Origin of the sequence: Novosphingobium sp. (assembly GCF_036803765.1) — a bacterium.
In the GTDB taxonomy this organism is placed as follows: domain Bacteria; phylum Pseudomonadota; class Alphaproteobacteria; order Sphingomonadales; family Sphingomonadaceae; genus Novosphingobium.
Map to the genome: position 1 here is coordinate 1 of NZ_DAIRTS010000036.1, position 15744 is coordinate 15744.

12 protein-coding genes are annotated in these 15744 nt (G+C 68.3%); 5 read left to right on the forward strand and 7 right to left on the reverse strand.

What is annotated here, in order from left to right:
* From V7Q48_RS16800 to V7Q48_RS16815, 4 genes are all read left to right on the forward strand, one after another.
* Positions 1-1949 (forward strand): TonB-dependent receptor (locus V7Q48_RS16800; protein ID WP_333839997.1); only part of this gene is annotated, 1949 nt, incomplete at its 5' end.
* 135 nt (positions 1950-2084) lie between these two features.
* Positions 2085-3647: a tryptophan halogenase family protein gene (locus tag V7Q48_RS16805; RefSeq protein ID WP_333840000.1), complete on the forward strand. Its 1563-nt coding sequence runs from the start codon at positions 2085-2087 to the stop codon at positions 3645-3647.
* Positions 3648-3683: 36 nt separating this feature from the next.
* Positions 3684-4400, forward strand: coding sequence for a SapC family protein (locus V7Q48_RS16810; protein ID WP_333840002.1), 717 nt, complete (start codon positions 3684-3686; stop codon positions 4398-4400).
* 12 nt (positions 4401-4412) lie between these two features.
* On the forward strand, positions 4413-5057 hold the full coding sequence (locus V7Q48_RS16815; protein ID WP_333840004.1) for a DUF6445 family protein: 645 nt from the start codon (positions 4413-4415) through the stop codon (positions 5055-5057).
* A 21-nt stretch (positions 5058-5078) separates the two neighbouring features.
* Here the strand turns inward: V7Q48_RS16815 and V7Q48_RS16820 are convergent, their stop codons facing one another.
* From V7Q48_RS16820 to V7Q48_RS16840, 5 genes are all read right to left on the reverse strand, one after another.
* On the reverse strand, positions 5079-5630 hold the full coding sequence (locus V7Q48_RS16820; RefSeq protein WP_333840007.1) for a GNAT family N-acetyltransferase: 552 nt from the start codon (positions 5628-5630) through the stop codon (positions 5079-5081).
* 18 nt (positions 5631-5648) lie between these two features.
* Positions 5649-7238 carry a flavin monoamine oxidase family protein gene (locus tag V7Q48_RS16825; RefSeq protein WP_333840010.1) on the reverse strand — a complete coding sequence of 530 codons (1590 nt, stop codon included), beginning with the start codon at positions 7236-7238 and terminating at the stop codon, positions 5649-5651.
* A 91-nt stretch (positions 7239-7329) separates the two neighbouring features.
* Complete coding sequence (locus tag V7Q48_RS16830; protein WP_333840013.1) at positions 7330-7803, reverse strand: c-type cytochrome; 474 nt, start codon at positions 7801-7803, stop codon at positions 7330-7332.
* Positions 7804-7850: 47 nt separating this feature from the next.
* Complete coding sequence (locus V7Q48_RS16835) at positions 7851-9803, reverse strand: tetratricopeptide repeat-containing sulfotransferase family protein (protein ID WP_333840015.1); 1953 nt, start codon at positions 9801-9803, stop codon at positions 7851-7853.
* A 134-nt stretch (positions 9804-9937) separates the two neighbouring features.
* Positions 9938-12430, reverse strand: a complete 2493-nt coding sequence (locus V7Q48_RS16840; protein WP_333840017.1) for a TonB-dependent receptor plug domain-containing protein — start codon at positions 12428-12430, stop codon at positions 9938-9940.
* A 321-nt stretch (positions 12431-12751) separates the two neighbouring features.
* On the opposite strand from V7Q48_RS16840, the gene V7Q48_RS16845 reads away from it, so the two are divergent.
* Positions 12752-13300 (forward strand): Rid family hydrolase, encoded by a 549-nt coding sequence (locus V7Q48_RS16845; protein WP_333840020.1) that lies wholly within the window; start codon positions 12752-12754, stop codon positions 13298-13300.
* Positions 13301-13331: 31 nt separating this feature from the next.
* Here the strand turns inward: V7Q48_RS16845 and V7Q48_RS16850 are convergent, their stop codons facing one another.
* A complete protein-coding gene (locus V7Q48_RS16850; protein ID WP_333840023.1) occupies positions 13332-14267 on the reverse strand; it encodes a response regulator transcription factor in 936 nt (311 codons plus the stop codon).
* Positions 14268-14269: 2 nt separating this feature from the next.
* Positions 14270-15679: an ATP-binding response regulator gene (locus V7Q48_RS16855; RefSeq protein WP_333840025.1), complete on the reverse strand. Its 1410-nt coding sequence runs from the start codon at positions 15677-15679 to the stop codon at positions 14270-14272.
* Positions 15680-15744 lie beyond the last annotated feature (65 nt).

Genomic DNA, 15744 nt, shown 5'->3' on the forward strand with positions numbered 1-15744 from the left:
CCACCGACGCGCTCTACACCAAGTTCACCAACAAGACCGACACCCGCTCGTACGGGCACTGGTTCACCGCGTCGAACCTGACCAACGTCAAGACCGACGCCAACGGCACCGCGATCGACATGACGCAGGCCAGCGGCATCGCCACCGACTTCCACGACAAGAAGTTCGACAAGCGCACCAACACGCGCGAATTCGGCCTCAACCTCGAATGGAAGATCTCCCCCAACCTGACCGCCTCGCTCGACGGCACGTACTCGCTCGCCAAGGAAGATCCCAATGGCGGCCGCGAAGCCTATCTCGCGCTGCTGGGCTACCTGACGGGTTCGTCGCGCTACCAGTCGGACAGCTCGATCCTGCCGTGGCAGACCGAGACGCTGCCAACCTTCGCCAACCCCGCCAGCCCCTGCGGCAGCGCGGTGACGGACTCGGGCAAGCCGGGCAGCACCACCGTCGTCGGCCAGGGCCAGCCGACCTGCCAGCACGTCATGCTGCTGCGCGGATACGGCATCCGCGACCAGGTCACGCAGGGCCGTGCCGACTTCGCCTACAAGGGTGACAGCGACGAAGGCCTCGTGAACGCGAACTTCGGCCTCTATTACTCGCGCGACAAGAAGGACACCTCGCTCTACTCGAACGACGGCGGCACCGGCTGCACGACCTGCGGCTACAACATCCCATCGCCCGCCAGCGTCGCGATCTCCACCTTCAATGCGGGCAGCGGCTTCCTGTCGGGCATCAGCGGGTCCAACCGCTTGCCCACGCAGTGGCTGACGTTCGACGGCCCCTCGCTGTTCAACGCGATCACCGCACAGCAGCGCGCGACCAACCCCTCGTTCACCTTCGCCCCGCCGCTGGTCAACGACACGATCGTCACCGAGCGCGTGCTCGGCGCCTATCTCGAGACCGAGTTCAAGGGTGACGTCGGCGGCCGTCCGCTGTCGATCGTCGGCGGCGTGCGCTTCGAGGACACCGAGACCAACGTCAACGGCCTCGCCACCGCCTATACTGGTCTGGTCAAGCTCGCCAACGACCAGACGCAGTATGGCTCGGCCTCGTCAGGCACCACGCGCACGCTGGGCAAGTCACACTACCTCGACATCCTGCCCAACATCGCGCTCAAGTGGCAGGTGACGGACGCCTTCACGGTGCGCTTCGCCGCCTCGCAGACGATCACCCGCCCGACGCTCGAACAGCTCTCGCCGGTGACGACGCTCGTCACGCTGCGCCCCGGCAACTTCGCCGCCAGCCGCGGCAATGCCGACCTCAAGCCGTTCAAGTCGAGCAACCTCGACGTCTCGTTCGAGTATTACTACGCACCGGGCAGCTATGTGTCGGTCGGCGCCTACCTCAAGAACGTCAACAACTTCATCGTGCTGAACCAGACCACGGGCACGGTCGCCAATTCCACCGGCGGTCCGCTGCTCGATCCTGCCACCGGCTTGCCGGCACAGTTCACGGTCACCGCCCCGGTCAACGGCCAGGACGCGACGGTGAAGGGGATCGAGGCTGCATGGCAGTACTCGATCGGCGACACCGGTTTCGGCTTCCAGGTCAACGGCACGCTGGTCGGCTCGAACCGACACCTCGATCCGCAGAACCTCAACAACAAGTTCGCGCTGACCGGCCTGTCCAACTCGGCCAACGCGGTGGTGTTCTATGACAAGAACGGCATCGAGGCGCGCGTCGCCTACAACTGGCGCGATCGCTTCCTGCAGTACCTTGCCCCGCCGCCGCTCAACGGCGCCGGCCAGGCCGTGACGCAGGTCCGCCCCTATTCGCAGATCGACGCCAGCGCGACCTATCACGTCACGCCCGAGGTCGCGATCTTCGTCGAAGGCGCGAACCTGACCAATTCCCGCACGCTGAAATATGCGTATTATACCAACCAGTTCCTCTATGCCGAGGACAGCGGGCGGCGCTTCAAGTTCGGGGCCCGCGTCAACTTCTGACCGGGCTGGCAGCGCCGGGGCGACCCGGCGCTGCACCTGTTAAAACCAGGGCACGCTTTGCATCACGCATCGCGTGCCCTTTGCACCGGACGCAGCCGGATGATACCTGCGCATCACGAAGGGGAGACTGGCTGGATGCCCGCAAGCGCGGCCCGTGAAATCGCATCGGTCTGCATCGTCGGCGGCGGATCGGCCGGCTGGCTGACGGCCGGGCTGATCGCCGCACGGCACGGCCCCGACCTCAAGGTCACGCTGGTCGAGAGCGTCAGCCGCGGCACGATCGGCGTTGGCGAAGGCACCTGGCCGACGATGCGCAACACGCTGCGCAAGATCGGCATCGCCGAAACCGACTTCATGCGGTTCTGCCATGCCTCGTTCAAGCAGGGGGCAAAGTTCGCCCGCTGGCGCACCGGCGCACCCGACGATTTCTACTACCACCCGCTGGTCCTGCCCGAGGGGTTCCCCGACCTCGACCTCGCGCCCTACTGGAACGCCGAGGCGCAAGCGGCGAGTGCGGGTGGCCGCAACGGCTTGCCCTCGTTCTCCGATGCGGTGTGCTTCCAGGAATTCCTGTGCGAGCGCGACCTGGCGCCCAAGCTGATGTCCTCGCCGGACTATGCGGGGATCGCCAACTACGCCTACCACCTCGATGCGGTGAAGCTGGGCGAATTGCTGAGCGCACATTGCACCGGCAAGCTCGGCGTCCACCACATCGACGACGAGATCGACGGCGTGACGCGCGCCGACAATGGCGACATCGCCGCGGTGATCGGCCGGCGCAGCGGTGCGATCGCCGCCGACCTGTTCATCGACTGCACCGGCTTTGCCTCGCGCCTGCTGGGCGAGGCGCTGGACGTCCCGTTCGTCGACCGCTCCGACGTGCTGTTCATCGACCGCGCCCTCGCGGTCCAGCTGCCGGTCGAGGCGGACAGCCCGATCGCCTCGCAGACGATCTCCACCGCGCAGAAGCACGGCTGGATCTGGGACATTGGCCTGCCGACGCGCCGCGGGATCGGCTACGTCTGGTCCAGCCGCCACGCCGGCGCCGACCGTGTCGAGGAGGAGCTGGCCGCCTATGTCGGCCCCGACTTCGACAAGCTCTCCCCGCGCGAGATCACCATCCGCTCGGGCCATCGCGAAACCTTCTGGAAGAACAACGTCGTCGCCGTGGGCCTCGCCGCCGGGTTCCTCGAACCGCTCGAGGCCTCGGCGCTGGTGCTGATCGAGCTGTCGGCCGACTACATCGCCACCAGCATGCCTGCGACGCGCGCCAGCATGGATTTCGTCGCCCGCCGCTTCAACACGATGACCCGCTATCGCTGGGATCGCATCATCGAGTTCCTCAAGCTGCACTACGTGCTGTCCGAGCGCGACGACACCGCGTTCTGGCGCGACAACCGCGACCCGGCGACCATCCCGCAGGAGTTGCAGGACCAGCTGGAACTGTGGCGCGACACCCCGCCGGGGGAGCACGATTTCTCGAGCGCGCACGAGATGTTCCCGGCGGCCAGCTATCAATACGTGCTCTACGGCATGGGCTTTCGCACCCGCGTCGGCGCCGGCCAGCTGGCAAAGGCGGACATGGCCGAGGATGCCTTCGCCCAGAACGCTGCCACCAAGCGCCGGCTCGCCGGCATGATGCCCACCAACCGCGCGCTGCTCGACAAGCTGGCGCAGCACCGTTTCCCGCCCCTTTGACCCGTCCTTTTCGCCCCTGATCGCTCGCGAGGCCCGATGACCCTGACCCAGCTTACCCGCGCCGAGCATGGCGCATGGCGCATCGACCCGGCCAAGGCCGCCGCCGCAGCCGCGACCGTCCACCTCGTGCCGCTGGTGGCGGACGAGATTCGCAAGGTCGCGGGGCAATTTCCGGTGTTCCTCGCCAAGGATGCCGACACGGGTCAGTTCTACCCCGCGGCGCTGATGGGGCTGGAGCCGCACGAGAACCTGTTCTGGAACGGCACCGCGCTGGAGGCCGACGCACTGCCGCTCAATCTGCTGCGCCTGCCCTTCTTCGTCGGCGGCGATGGCGAGGAGGCGGTGATCTGCATCGACACCACCAGTGCCGCGATCGACCCGGCCGGGCCCTGCGCGATCCTGGATCCCGAGGGCGAAGACACCGACTACATGCGCGCGATCCAGGCCATTCTCGGCCGGCTGGTTTCGGGGCGCGAGGACACGCGCCGGCTGGTCGACTTCATGCTCGAGCATCGCCTTGTCCGCGAGATGAAGCTCGACCTCACCTTCCATGACGGCAGCACCAGCCTGCTCACCGGCCTTTACGGGCTGGACGAGCCGGCGCTGGAGCGCGCGCGCGCCAAGGTGGGCGAATTTGCCGACCTCATGACGCTGGCCGCGATGGCGCTCTCGCTGGATCATGTCGCAGGACTCGTCCGCCGCAAGAATGCCCGCCTTGCCGCACAGGCCGCCTGGTTCACGCCCGCCGGCTGAGGGATCGGCACCATGATGCAGATCCATCCGGTCACCACGATGGGCACCGAGGGCGTGCCGTTGTGGATGATCGACGCAGCGCACCCTGCGCCCGACCGCCTGCTCGTTGCGGCGTCGCGCGCGGCGTTTGCCGCCGCCAGCGGTGATCTCTATCCCGGCCGCCGCGCCCCTGCGCCGCCGGAATGGGCCGAGTGGCTGCAGACCGCGCTACCGCACTGGCCCGGGCTGTCCGGCGCGAGCCTGCTGCGCGCGGATTTCGCCATCGCCGATCGCGATCCGGCCTCGCTCGCACCGGTGCAGCGCATTCCCCATTTTGACGACAGCGATGGCGCCATCGTGGCGCTGGTCCACTATCTCTGTCATGCGCCCCACGGCGGCACCAGCTTCCACCGCCATCGCGCGACCGGGTTCGAGCGGGTGACCGCCGAGCGCGCGCCCATGTGGCGGCAGGCCCTGGCCAGCGACGCCGCGCGCCACGGCATGCCCGGGCCGCGCTACCACTCCGGCGACACCGATGCCTTCGTGCAGATCGGCGGCGCGGCGCTGCGCTTCAACCGGGCGATCGCCTACCCCGCCAACTGCCTGCATTGCGGCGATGTCGCCCAGGGCTGGGCATCGGCCGACCGACTGACCATCACCGCGCTGCTGCGCCTGTGACCGGGCGCCGCGACGCTGCGATCAGAGGGCCTTGCGCATCCGCACCAGCGGGACCGCGACGTCGCCGACCATGGCCTCGATGCGCTCGCACGCGCGATATCCCGCCGCTTCGTAAAGCGGCAATCCGCTCAGCGTCGCCATGAGTTCCGCCTCGCGGAAGCCTTGCGCCGCCGCCGCGCGCTCGCACCCGCCGAGGATCCGGCGCCCCACGCCCAGCCGCACGAACGCGGGGTGGGTGTACATCGCGCGGATCCGCGCCGGGTCGCGCGCCGGATCGAGCAGCACGGGATCGCGCAGCGCCGTGCTGTGATCCCCGCCATAGAGCGTGGCGCGACGGCTCCAGCCGCCGCACCCCGCCAGCACCCCGTCACGCTCGGCGACGAGGTAGGTGCCATCGGCCACGAGCTGCGTGTCGAGCCCCATGACCGCCCGGCTCGCGATCACCTGCTCGGGCGTCAGCACCTCGGCCTGGAGCGTATCGATCGCGAGCGTGATCAGCGCGGACAGCGCCGGCAGGTCGGCCTCGGTCGCCCAGCGCGTGGTCCATGCGTCAGGCGGGGAACTTGGCGTCATGGCCGGCACCTGGGTCCTTCAGGCTGCCATGGCCCGCTGGTGCAGGCGCGTGATGGCATCGATCGAGGAGAGGAGCGCCCCCTCCTGCCAGCAGCCGTAGTACGAACAATGCTCACCCGCCAGCACGATGCGCCCCTCCATGGCGACGAGGTTCTGGTAATGCGCGGCCCGGCTCTGCTCGGTCCATGCCGCGCAGCACCCGAGGATCCACGGCATCCGGTTCCACGCGACGCTGGCGCCCGAGAGGTACTCCTTGCGGTATTCCTCGGGATGGAACGCCGAGCCCTGGTCGAGTGCCGCCTGGATGCGCTTTTCGGGCGTCATACCGGCCAGCATGTAGGCGCCCGCCCCGAACGGATAGGCCCCCAGCAGCACCGCCGGCCCATCGCTGAAGCAACCCGCGCTGGGATAGGAGATCAGCGAGATCGCCTGGTCGGTGAACGAAATGCCGCCATAGATCGCGTGGTCGGTTTCCCAGAACCGGCGCTTCATCTCGAGCCCGATCTTGACCGAGTTGCCATAGGGCAGCGCGCGGATCGCCGCTTTCTTGGCCGCGGAGACCTGGAAGTCGATCTGATTGAGCACCGGGGCCGGGATGGTGCATACCATGTAGTCGGCATGCGTCTCGCCGGTGGCGCCGGTTTTGGTGTCGGTCCAGCCGGCGGTGACGCCCTTGTCGTCCTGCGCGATGCGGGTGACGCGGGTGTTGAAGCGGATCATTTTGCCGACGCGCGCCTGGAAGGCCTTGCCGATGTGGTCCATGCCGCCCTTGGGCTGGAACATCGTCGTCTGCATGACGTGCTCGGCATAGAAACCGAGCGATTGCCACACCTTGCTGTCGAGGGTCTCGGACAGGCTGAACGGGTCGTTGGGAATGGGCGCACCGTTGACGCCGCCACCCGGCGGGCGCTCCCAGCCGCGCTGCGCGCCGACCGCGTCGCTCTTGCTGTACTTCATGTTCTTGTCGAGCACCCCCCACTCGCGCATCGCCTCGGTCAGGCGCGCCTTATCCTCGGCCGTGACTGCGGTATCGAGCGCGCCGGCGTCGAGCGACTTGGCCAGCAGTTCGGAGACGTGCCCCTTCCAGTCGACCATCAGGTCGCGATAGGTCTGGGGCTTGCCGCCGAAGGCCTTGCGGTTGTGGATCAGGGCATTGTGGTTGATCTGCAGGAACGGCTCGAGCTCGACCCCGAACGCCTTGCAGTAATGCAGCACGGTGCGGTGGTGGTAGGGGATGCGCCAGGGGCCGGGATTGAGGTAATTGCCCGGGGCGAACGTCACCTGCTGCGTCGAGCCGATCTCGGTGATCGTGTCGCCGCCACGCACGGTATAATTGCGGCCACCGGCACGGCCCTGGTACTCGAGAATCTGGACCTTGTAGCCCGCCTTGCTCAGCTCGTAGGCGGCCAGCATTCCCGCAAGGCCCGCCCCCAGCACCAGCACGCTGGCGCCCGGCTTTGCCCCCGACAGCGCCGGCGGCCCGGTGAACTGGCTGTCCTTGGCATGGCCCAGCACTGTCATCGCCTGGTACAGCGCGGCGGCCCCTCCGGCCTTGCCGATCAGGGTCAGCAGCTGGCGGCGGGTGGGCGGGGTGAAAACCTCGGTCATGCAAGTTCCTTCGGGAGCAGGGCGAAAACGGTATGGGGTAGTGCGCGGGTATCTGTCGGGCAGGTTCCTGTCGGGTAGTCTGGCCGCAGCCTCAGTGGCCGCAGGTGTTACACTCGGGCACCGGCGGGTCGGCGGTGACGATGCGGTCGATGTCGGCAACGGTCACGGGGTCGTGATAATCGTTGAAATGGCCGCGCACGTACGTGATCACCGCCGCGATCTGCGGCTTGGTCAGCACGCCGTTGAACCACGGCATCCCGCCGCGCCCCTTCATCACCACGATGATCGGATAGTCCTTGTCCGCCAGGTTCTTGTTGCCGGCGAGCGCCGGGATCATCGCGCCCGGCTCGCCGCCGCCCTTGGCATCGGCCATGTGGCAGGCCTGGCAGATCTGCTCGTAGACCTCCTGTCCTTCGGTCGAGACCTCGACGGTCGAACCGCCCGGCCCGGGGCGATCCTGCGCGAAGCCGGGGGTCGCCAGCATGGTGGCACCGGCGAGCGACAGGGCTGCGGCGGCAAGGCCGGCGAGCCGGAACGGGTGAGAGGGCGAACGCGGTCTGGTCATGGCGATCTCATCATGGAGGCGGGAGGATGGGGGGATTTGGGACGAAATCATGCGCGCCACCCCTCGCGCGCATCGCCCAGCGCAGTCGCGAGCGGCGCAAGGAACGCCTCGAACTTGCGCCACTGGTCGAGGCCGGAACGGTAGATCGGCTGGCGCACCTGCTCGGAGCTCACCGTGCGGACGGCGCGGTCGTTCTCGAAGAAGCGCAGGCAGGCCGCGTCGAACGGCAGGCCGAGCGCGGCGAGCAGGGCGCGCACCTGGCCTTCGGTGTCCTCGACCAGGTCTTCGTAGACGATGGTATGGACCGCGCCCGGCGCGGCGGCGTGGAAGTGACGCACGATCGCGAGGTAGTGGCGGTAGTAGGCGCCAAGATCTCCGAGATCGTAGGAGAACTCCTGTCCCTCGGCGAACAGCTGCTTGAACCCCGAGAAGCAGGCCGCCATCGGATTGCGCCGCACGTCGATGATGCGCGCCTGCGGCAGGATCATGCGGGTCAGGCCGATATGGCGGAAATTGTTCGGCATCTTGTCGATGAAGCGCGCCCGGCCGAGCCGCCGGTGGACGCGCGACAGGGCCAGGTATTCCTCGCCCCAGGCACGCAGCTGTGCCGCATCGGCACCGGCGATCCGGGCCGCGCCGCCTTCGCGCTCGATCCGGCCGACGAGGCTGCCGATATAGGGCAGCTCCATCGTCCCCTCGATCGCGGGATGGCTGGCCAGGATCTGCTCCACCAGGGTCGATCCCGAGCGCGGCAGGCCGACCACGAAGATCGGCGCATCGTCCATAGCGCCCTGCCCGTCGCGCGAGGCCAGCATCGGGGCGGTGTAGAGCGCGCGGATGGCCTCGGCCTCTGCGGCATAGTCGCGTCCCGCCCCGCCGAAGCGGGTGCGTGCCAATGCGGCCCCTTGCGCGTACCCGGCAAAGGCGCCGGCGGCATCGCCGCGATCCTCGAGCCGGCGCCCGAGGGCATAGGCCATCCGCATGCGATCGTCGTCGGGCAGCGGTCCGCCGAGCAGGGCACGCAATTGCGCTTCGTCGGCCTCGGTCAGCGTACCGATCTTGAGATTGGCCAGCCCCCACCAGGCCTCTCCGGCACGCGGGGCCAGGATCGTCGCGCGGCGATAGGCGGCGATCGCAGTGTCGCGCAGCCCGGCCGTCCGCGCGGCATGGCCATGGTTGACCGCGATCGCGGCATTGGCGGGATACTTCGCCGAAAGCTCGGCATTGATCGCCTCGGCCGCGTGATCGTCGCCCAGCAGTCCCAGGCAGGCGGCCTGGAGGTTGAGATAGGCCGGGTTGGCCGGCTCGGCCGCGAGCAGCGGGGCCAGTTCGGCCAGCGCCTGCTCCGCCAGCCGCGCGGCGAACAGCGCATGGGCAAGGTCGAAGCGGATGCGCGTGGAGTTCGGCTCGAGCGTGAGCGCGTGGCGCAGCAGCGTTTCTGCGGCATGCACCGTGCGATGGGCGACATGGCAGGCGGCCATCAGCCGCGCCGCCTCGGCATGATCGGGGTGCGCAAGGCAGAACCGCCGCAGGATCGGGTCGGCAGCATCGTGCCGGCCGAGCGCCACCAGTTCGGCCGCCCGCCCGAGATCGGGATCGTCGGCCTCGATCCGGGCGAGCGCTGCCAGCGCACGACGCTCGCGGTCGACCGCACCGCTGGCAAAGGCCCGGTCGGCCATGGCGCGCCACGCCTCGGCAAGGTTGCCGTCGATCGCGACCGCGGCATCCAGCTGCTGGTCGCCCTCGGCACCGCGGCCCAGCGCGCACAGCACCAGGCCCAGTTCGTAGCGCGTACGTGCGGCGCGCGGATAGGCGCGGGCCAGGTCGAGCAGCATCGGCAGCGCCTGCCCGGCGCGGCCCAGCCGCCGCAACGCCGAGGCGAGGATAAGCCGCGGGCGTGGATCGGCGGGATTGTCCGCCACCAGCTTGCGCGCGTCCCGCTCCGCACGGGCGGGGTTTGCAGCCAGGTCCCTGGCCGCCTGGTCGAGCATGTCGTTCATCGCATCAAGCATCGGGACGGGCCCGTTCCACCAAGCAGGATAAATGCCGTTGTTCCGGCCCGAGCCGGCCGGGCTGCCCGCGAACGCATGGTTCGCACACAGCCCGGCCGCTCATGGCCCTGCCGCCCCGACCGTCAGAAGGTGTAGGTCGCGCGGGCGTAGTAGTAGCCTCCGTTGATGCCCCAGGGCGTGAAGGTGATCGGGCCGTTGTAGACGTTGCTGCCGTTGGCCGGGCGCCCGCCGATGTTGGGCACCAGCGGTGCCTTCTTGTCGAACAGGTTGTTCGCGCCGACGTCGAACCGCACCTTCTCGGTCAGCTTGTAGCCGACGTTGAGGTCGGTGATCGCTGCGGTCCCGGTGCGCAGGACGGTGTAGCCGTCGGCCGAGGCATAGCCGCTGCCCGAGTAGCTGGTCCGCTGGTGCGTCGTGCCGTAGATCGTCTCGCGCAGGTTAATCTGCAGCGAGCCCAGCGTGAACAGCGCATTGGCGATGACCTTGACCCGCGGCGTGGCGGTGGTCAGGCCGTCGATCGAATTTGGATCGAGCAACGTGGTCTGTGCGAAGGCCGGATTGACGACCTGCGCGGGCAGCGGGTTCACCTTGAGCAGCTTGGTCTGGTTGTAGTTGAAGCCCAGCGTCCAGTTGGCCTTGTTGCCGCCGCCGAAGTCGCTGGTGTAGTCGGCGGTCGCCTCGACGCCGCGGGTGCGCGTGTCCGCGCCGTTGGTGAAGATATTGATGCCCGAATACGAGGTCGCGTCGGCCAGGCTCACACCGCGCGCGATGAGCGCGTCGATCACGGCCTGCGACACCACGTCGGTGCCCTGGGTGCCGAAGATCGCGGCCGAGGGGACGATGCGGTTCTTGAGCTTGATCTGGTAGGCATCGGCCGTGATCTGCAGGCCGGGCGCCGGGTGCGCGACGAAGCCGGCCGAGTACGAGGTCGACTTTTCGGGCTTCAGGTTGCCGAAGCCGAGCAGGCGCGATGCGGCCGAGTTGGGCGGCAGCTGGCCGAAGGTCGTGCCGGGGCCGACGTTGACCGAGGAGTAGTACGATTCGGCGAGCGTGGGGGCGCGGAAGCCGTTGGAGATCGTGCCGCGCAACGCGAATGCCGGGCTGAAATCGTAGCGGACCGTGCCCTTGCCGTTCCACACCTTGCCGAAGTCGGAATAGTGTTCGTAGCGCCCGGCGAGGTCGGCATGCAGCCCCTCGACCGGATCGATCGCGAGGTCGATGTAGGCCGCCCAGGCCTTGCGGTTGTAGGCGCCGGCATCGGTCGGGGCGAAGCCGGGATAGGACTGTGCACCGCCGCCGAAGTACGACGCGAATTCACCCGACTTGATCTTGTAGCCGTCCTTGCGCCACTGCCCGCCGAACGCCAGCGTCGCCGGCTTGGCGAGGCCGAGGTCGAAGTCCTTGGTCACGCCCGCATCGACGGCCCATTCGCTGTTGATCAGCGTGCCGTCGTAGAAGTCGCGCTGCAGGCCGATCGGCGCGGCGTTCTGCGACTGCTCCTGTGCATAGAGAGTCGGATTGGCCGAATGCAGCGTATAGAGCGCAACGGCATCGCGGCCATACGTCACCGAGAGGTCCCAGTTCCAGCCCTCGGCATCGCCCTTGAGGCCGAACGTGCCCGAGAAATCCTCCTCGCGCAGGCTCTCCTGCGGGTTGAACCCGGCGGTCAGCGGATAGACCTTGAGGCCCGTGCTGGTCGCGCCCGAGACGCGCGTGGCGCGGCGATAGTTCTCGAAGGCATAGGCCGCGCGGTTGCCGTAGCTGCCGAAGGCATAGGCCTGGACATTGTCGGTCAGGTCGTAGCCCGCGTTGACCATCACGTTGTAGAGGCTGTAGCGCGCGTCGCCGATGATGTTGTTGACCCGCGGGAAGTACGGATTGGCCTTCACGCCCGCCTGGTCGATCGGGTTGATGTCGGTGCGAACCGCGCAACCTTGCGTGAAATAGCGGCGATCGCACCCGCCCCGTTGGGTGTAGTTGTGAAACTTGTATTCGCCGGTCACGTTGACGAAGCCGCGATCTCCGAGCCCGAAGCCGAGGTTGAGCGCCGCCGAGGCGGTTTCGCCGTCACCGTCATAATATTGGCCGCCCGTCGCGGTGAGCATGCCGCCCGACGGCTGGTCCTTGAGGATGATGTTGACCACGCCGGCGATCGCGTCCGAGCCGTATTGCGCGGCGGCGCCGTCCTGCAGAACCTCGATCCGGCCGATGGCGTTGGTCGGCACGAAGCTGAGATCGGTCGCGGCCGAACCCGAATAGGGCGATCCGCCCAGCACCGCGAGGTTGGCGGTGAAATGGCGGCGCTTGCCGTTGACGAGGACCAGCGTGTCGTTGGGCGAGAGCCCGCGCAGCGCCGCGGTCAGCGTGAGGTTGGCGGTATCGCCGCCGAAAGCCTGGAAGTTGAGCGAGGGCAGGCTCTGCGCCAGGACCTGCGTCAGGTCCTGCTGGCCGACCGCCTGCATCGCCTGCGTGCCGACCACCTGGACCGGTGCGGCGCTGTCCGCGGCGCGCATGCCGGTGGTGCGCGTGCCGGTGACGATGATGTCGGTGGGCAAGGTATCGGCGTCGGGCGCGCTCGCGGCGGGTGCGCTCTGGGCCATGGCTTCGATCGGCAAGGCGGCCGATGCGAGAAGCGAGGCAATTGCAATCCGGGACAGTGGCGACATGATGAAGGACCCCCATGGAACGATCTGTCCTTCCCGCACCCTCCCCCTCGCGCGGTGGCCGCTCCCGGTCGTCTCTTCCCGGACAAGGCCCCCGCCGGCACCCGCTTCGTTAAGCGTCGCGCGCTGCAAGGCCGGCAGAGGACGCCATGGCGCGAGGATTGCCCATACGCTGATTGTCGTATGACGAACTGTTGCGACCGCCCTAGAGTGACGGCCTGTGCCGGGTCACCGGGCCGGGCACGCGTCTTCCTGCCTTGCCAAGGACTTGCCATGCGTTTTCTGATCGGCTCGCGGCCCGCCTCTTCCGCCCTCGCCCGCGCGGCGCGTACCGCGCTTTGCGCATCCCTTGCCGCAACGCTGCTGCCTGCGGCCGCCGCGCAGGCGCAAGTGACCAAGATCCAGACCAATCCGCAGGCGCTTATCCTCGACGCGGCCGACGTGAAGGCCGGCACCGACATGATCTTCCTGTCCGGCCAGTTGGCCTCGCCGGTGGACACCGCCAAGACCTTCGCCGACGTGAAGTCGGTCGAGGACCTGGGCGACACGCGCACCCAGACGATCAGCGTGCTCACCAAGATCAAGGGCATCCTGGAAAGCCGCGGCTATACGATGGCGGACCTTATCAAGCTGACGCTGTTCGTCGCGGCCGATCCCAAGCTCGGGCATATGGACTTCGCGGGCGCCAACGAGGGCTTTAAGCAGTTCTTCAAGACCGCGGAAAACCCGACTACCGTCGCGCGCTCGACGTTCCAGGTCGCCGCCCTCGCCGGGCCCTATTTCCTGATCGAGATCGAGGCCACCGCCGCCAAGAAGAAGTAGACGGCCGAGAGGCGCCCGGGGGCCGCGGCGATCAGGGTGCGATGACCTTGATCGCCGTGGCGGCTGCAGCCGCGCGGGTTTCCACGCCCAGCTTTTCGTAGATCCGTTCGAGATGCTTCTGCACCGTGCGTGGACTGATGGTAAGAACCTGGCTGATGTCGGGGTTCGACTTGCCGTAGCTGATCCACAACAGCACCTCGGCCTCGCGCTCGGTCAGCCCAAGCCGGTTCTGGAGGCGCTGGGCATCGACCTGCGGGTTCAGCTCGTTGAGCCGGATCAGCACCTCGTTTTCGCGATACCGCGCGATCAGCACCAGTTCGAGCGCGCCGTCGGCCTGCTCGATCCGCAGGCTCGCGCCCGGTGCCTCGCGCGCCAGCAAGCGCTCGACGCTGGTGCGCAGCACGTCGGGCAGCACGGCCTGGTCGCGGCTCCACCCCGGCGCGATCCGGCCGATCGCCTGTTCGGCCAGCGGCGTGCACCACAGCAGGAAGCCCTTGGTGTCGGTCGCCATCATCAGCCGGCCGGTGGCATCGAGGCTGGCCGTGCTCGCCTGGACCGCGCGCGCATTGCCGAGATGCACGCGCACCCGGGCGAGCAGTTCGTGCACGTTCACGGGCTTTCGCACATAGTCCACGCCGCCGACCTCGAACCCCTCGATCACGTGCTCGCTCTCGGTCAGGCCGGTCATGAAGATCACGGGCAAGTGGGCAGTATGGGGATTTTCCTTGATCCGGGCCGTGGTCTCGAACCCGTCCATGCCGGCCATGACCGCGTCCATCAGCACGATGTCGGGCGCGACATGCTGCAGAAGTTCCAGCGCGATCGCACCCGACGTCGCGACGAGCACCTGGATACCCCCGGCTTCGAGAGTATCGGTCAGCAGCCGGAGCGCTTGGGGTTCGTCGTCGACGACCAGCGCGGTATCGCGCCGCGCCCCGCGCCCCGTCCCGGCCCGGTCGTCGGCCATGCTCACAGCCCCTCGAGCCGCCGCGCGAGCGCGGGCATGTCGAAACGGTCGAGACAGCGATAAAGTGCGTCGATCAGCGGCCCGGCGTCGGGCGCGGCCTCGGCAAGGGCCTTGATCCCCGCCTCGACCGCCCGAACGTGGCCGGTGCGCACGCTGTCGCGCAGCGCGTCGAGATGCACCCGCGCGGCCTCGGGCATGGCAGCATCGGTCGTCGTCGCCTCGGGGGCCGGCGCAGTGCGCTTGCCGGTCAGTTCGGTGGCCCGTGCCTCGCGCTGCCATGCGATCCCCAACTGGCGCCCGATCGCGTCGATCATGGCGCCGAGTTCCACCGGCTTGAGCAGGAAAAGGTCATGCGCGGGCTCGCCGGGAGGGCCGTGCTGCTCGTGCGCATTGGCCGAGAGCATGACGATTCGCAGCCCCGTGCCATGCGCGCGGCGCAAGGCGGCGGCGAGGTCCCAGCCGGATTCGCGCTCGAGCCGGATGTCGAGCAGCGCGAGGTCGAAATCCTGGGCCGCACACAGCGCGATCGCCGCTTCGCCATCGGGCACTGCGGCAACCTCGAAGCCGAGGTCGGTGAGCGCCTGGCGCAGGAATGCGAGTTGCCTCACATCGTCGTCCACCGCCAGGATCGAGCGGCGCGGCCCGGCATAGCCGATGATCCGCGCTGCGCGGGGCGCCACGCCGCCGTCGACGGATACGCGCGGCAGCATCAGGCGTACGCGAAAGCAGCTTCCTTCGCCGGGCGTGCTGTCGAGCGCGATATCGCCGCCGAGAATGTGCACCATGGCCTGCGTGATGGCGAGGCCGAGCCCGAAGCCGTTCGCACCGCCCCCGCCGCCGTCCACGCCGCGTTCGAATGGGCTGAATATCCGCTCCCGGTCGGCGGCCGCGATGCCGGGGCCGGTATCGCGGACCTCGATCTGCGCAACTTCGCCTGCACAGCGCACGCGGAGGGTGACGCTGCCTTCCCCGGTGTACTTGATGGCGTTGCCGACGAGGTTGATGAGCACCTGGCGCAGCCGCTTCTGGTCGGTGCGCACGAATTCCGGCACATTGCCCTCGGTCACCAGGTCGAACGCCAGGCCCTTGGCGCGCGCATCGGGAATGAACATCTCGGCGATCTGGTCGAGAAACGCCGGCAGGCGCACCACATCGCGCGCCACCCGGGTGACGCCGTTTTCGACCTGGGAGATGTCGAGCAGCCCCTCGACGAGATCGATCAAATGCTCGCAGCTGCGGCGGATCACGCGCGACGCTTCGACTGAGTCCACGCAGGAGCCGTGCTCGATCAGCTGGGCGTAGCCGTAGATCACGTTGAGGGGCGAGCGGATCTCGTGGCTGAGTGTCGCCAGGTATCGGCTCTTGGCGGCATTGGCCGCGACGGCCGCCGCCAATTCGCGCGGTACGTCCATGTCGCCGGCGCAAGGAGGGGGAGCTGCGGTCGCGGAGGCCTGCACGCTGCCGGTCACCGGTTTCG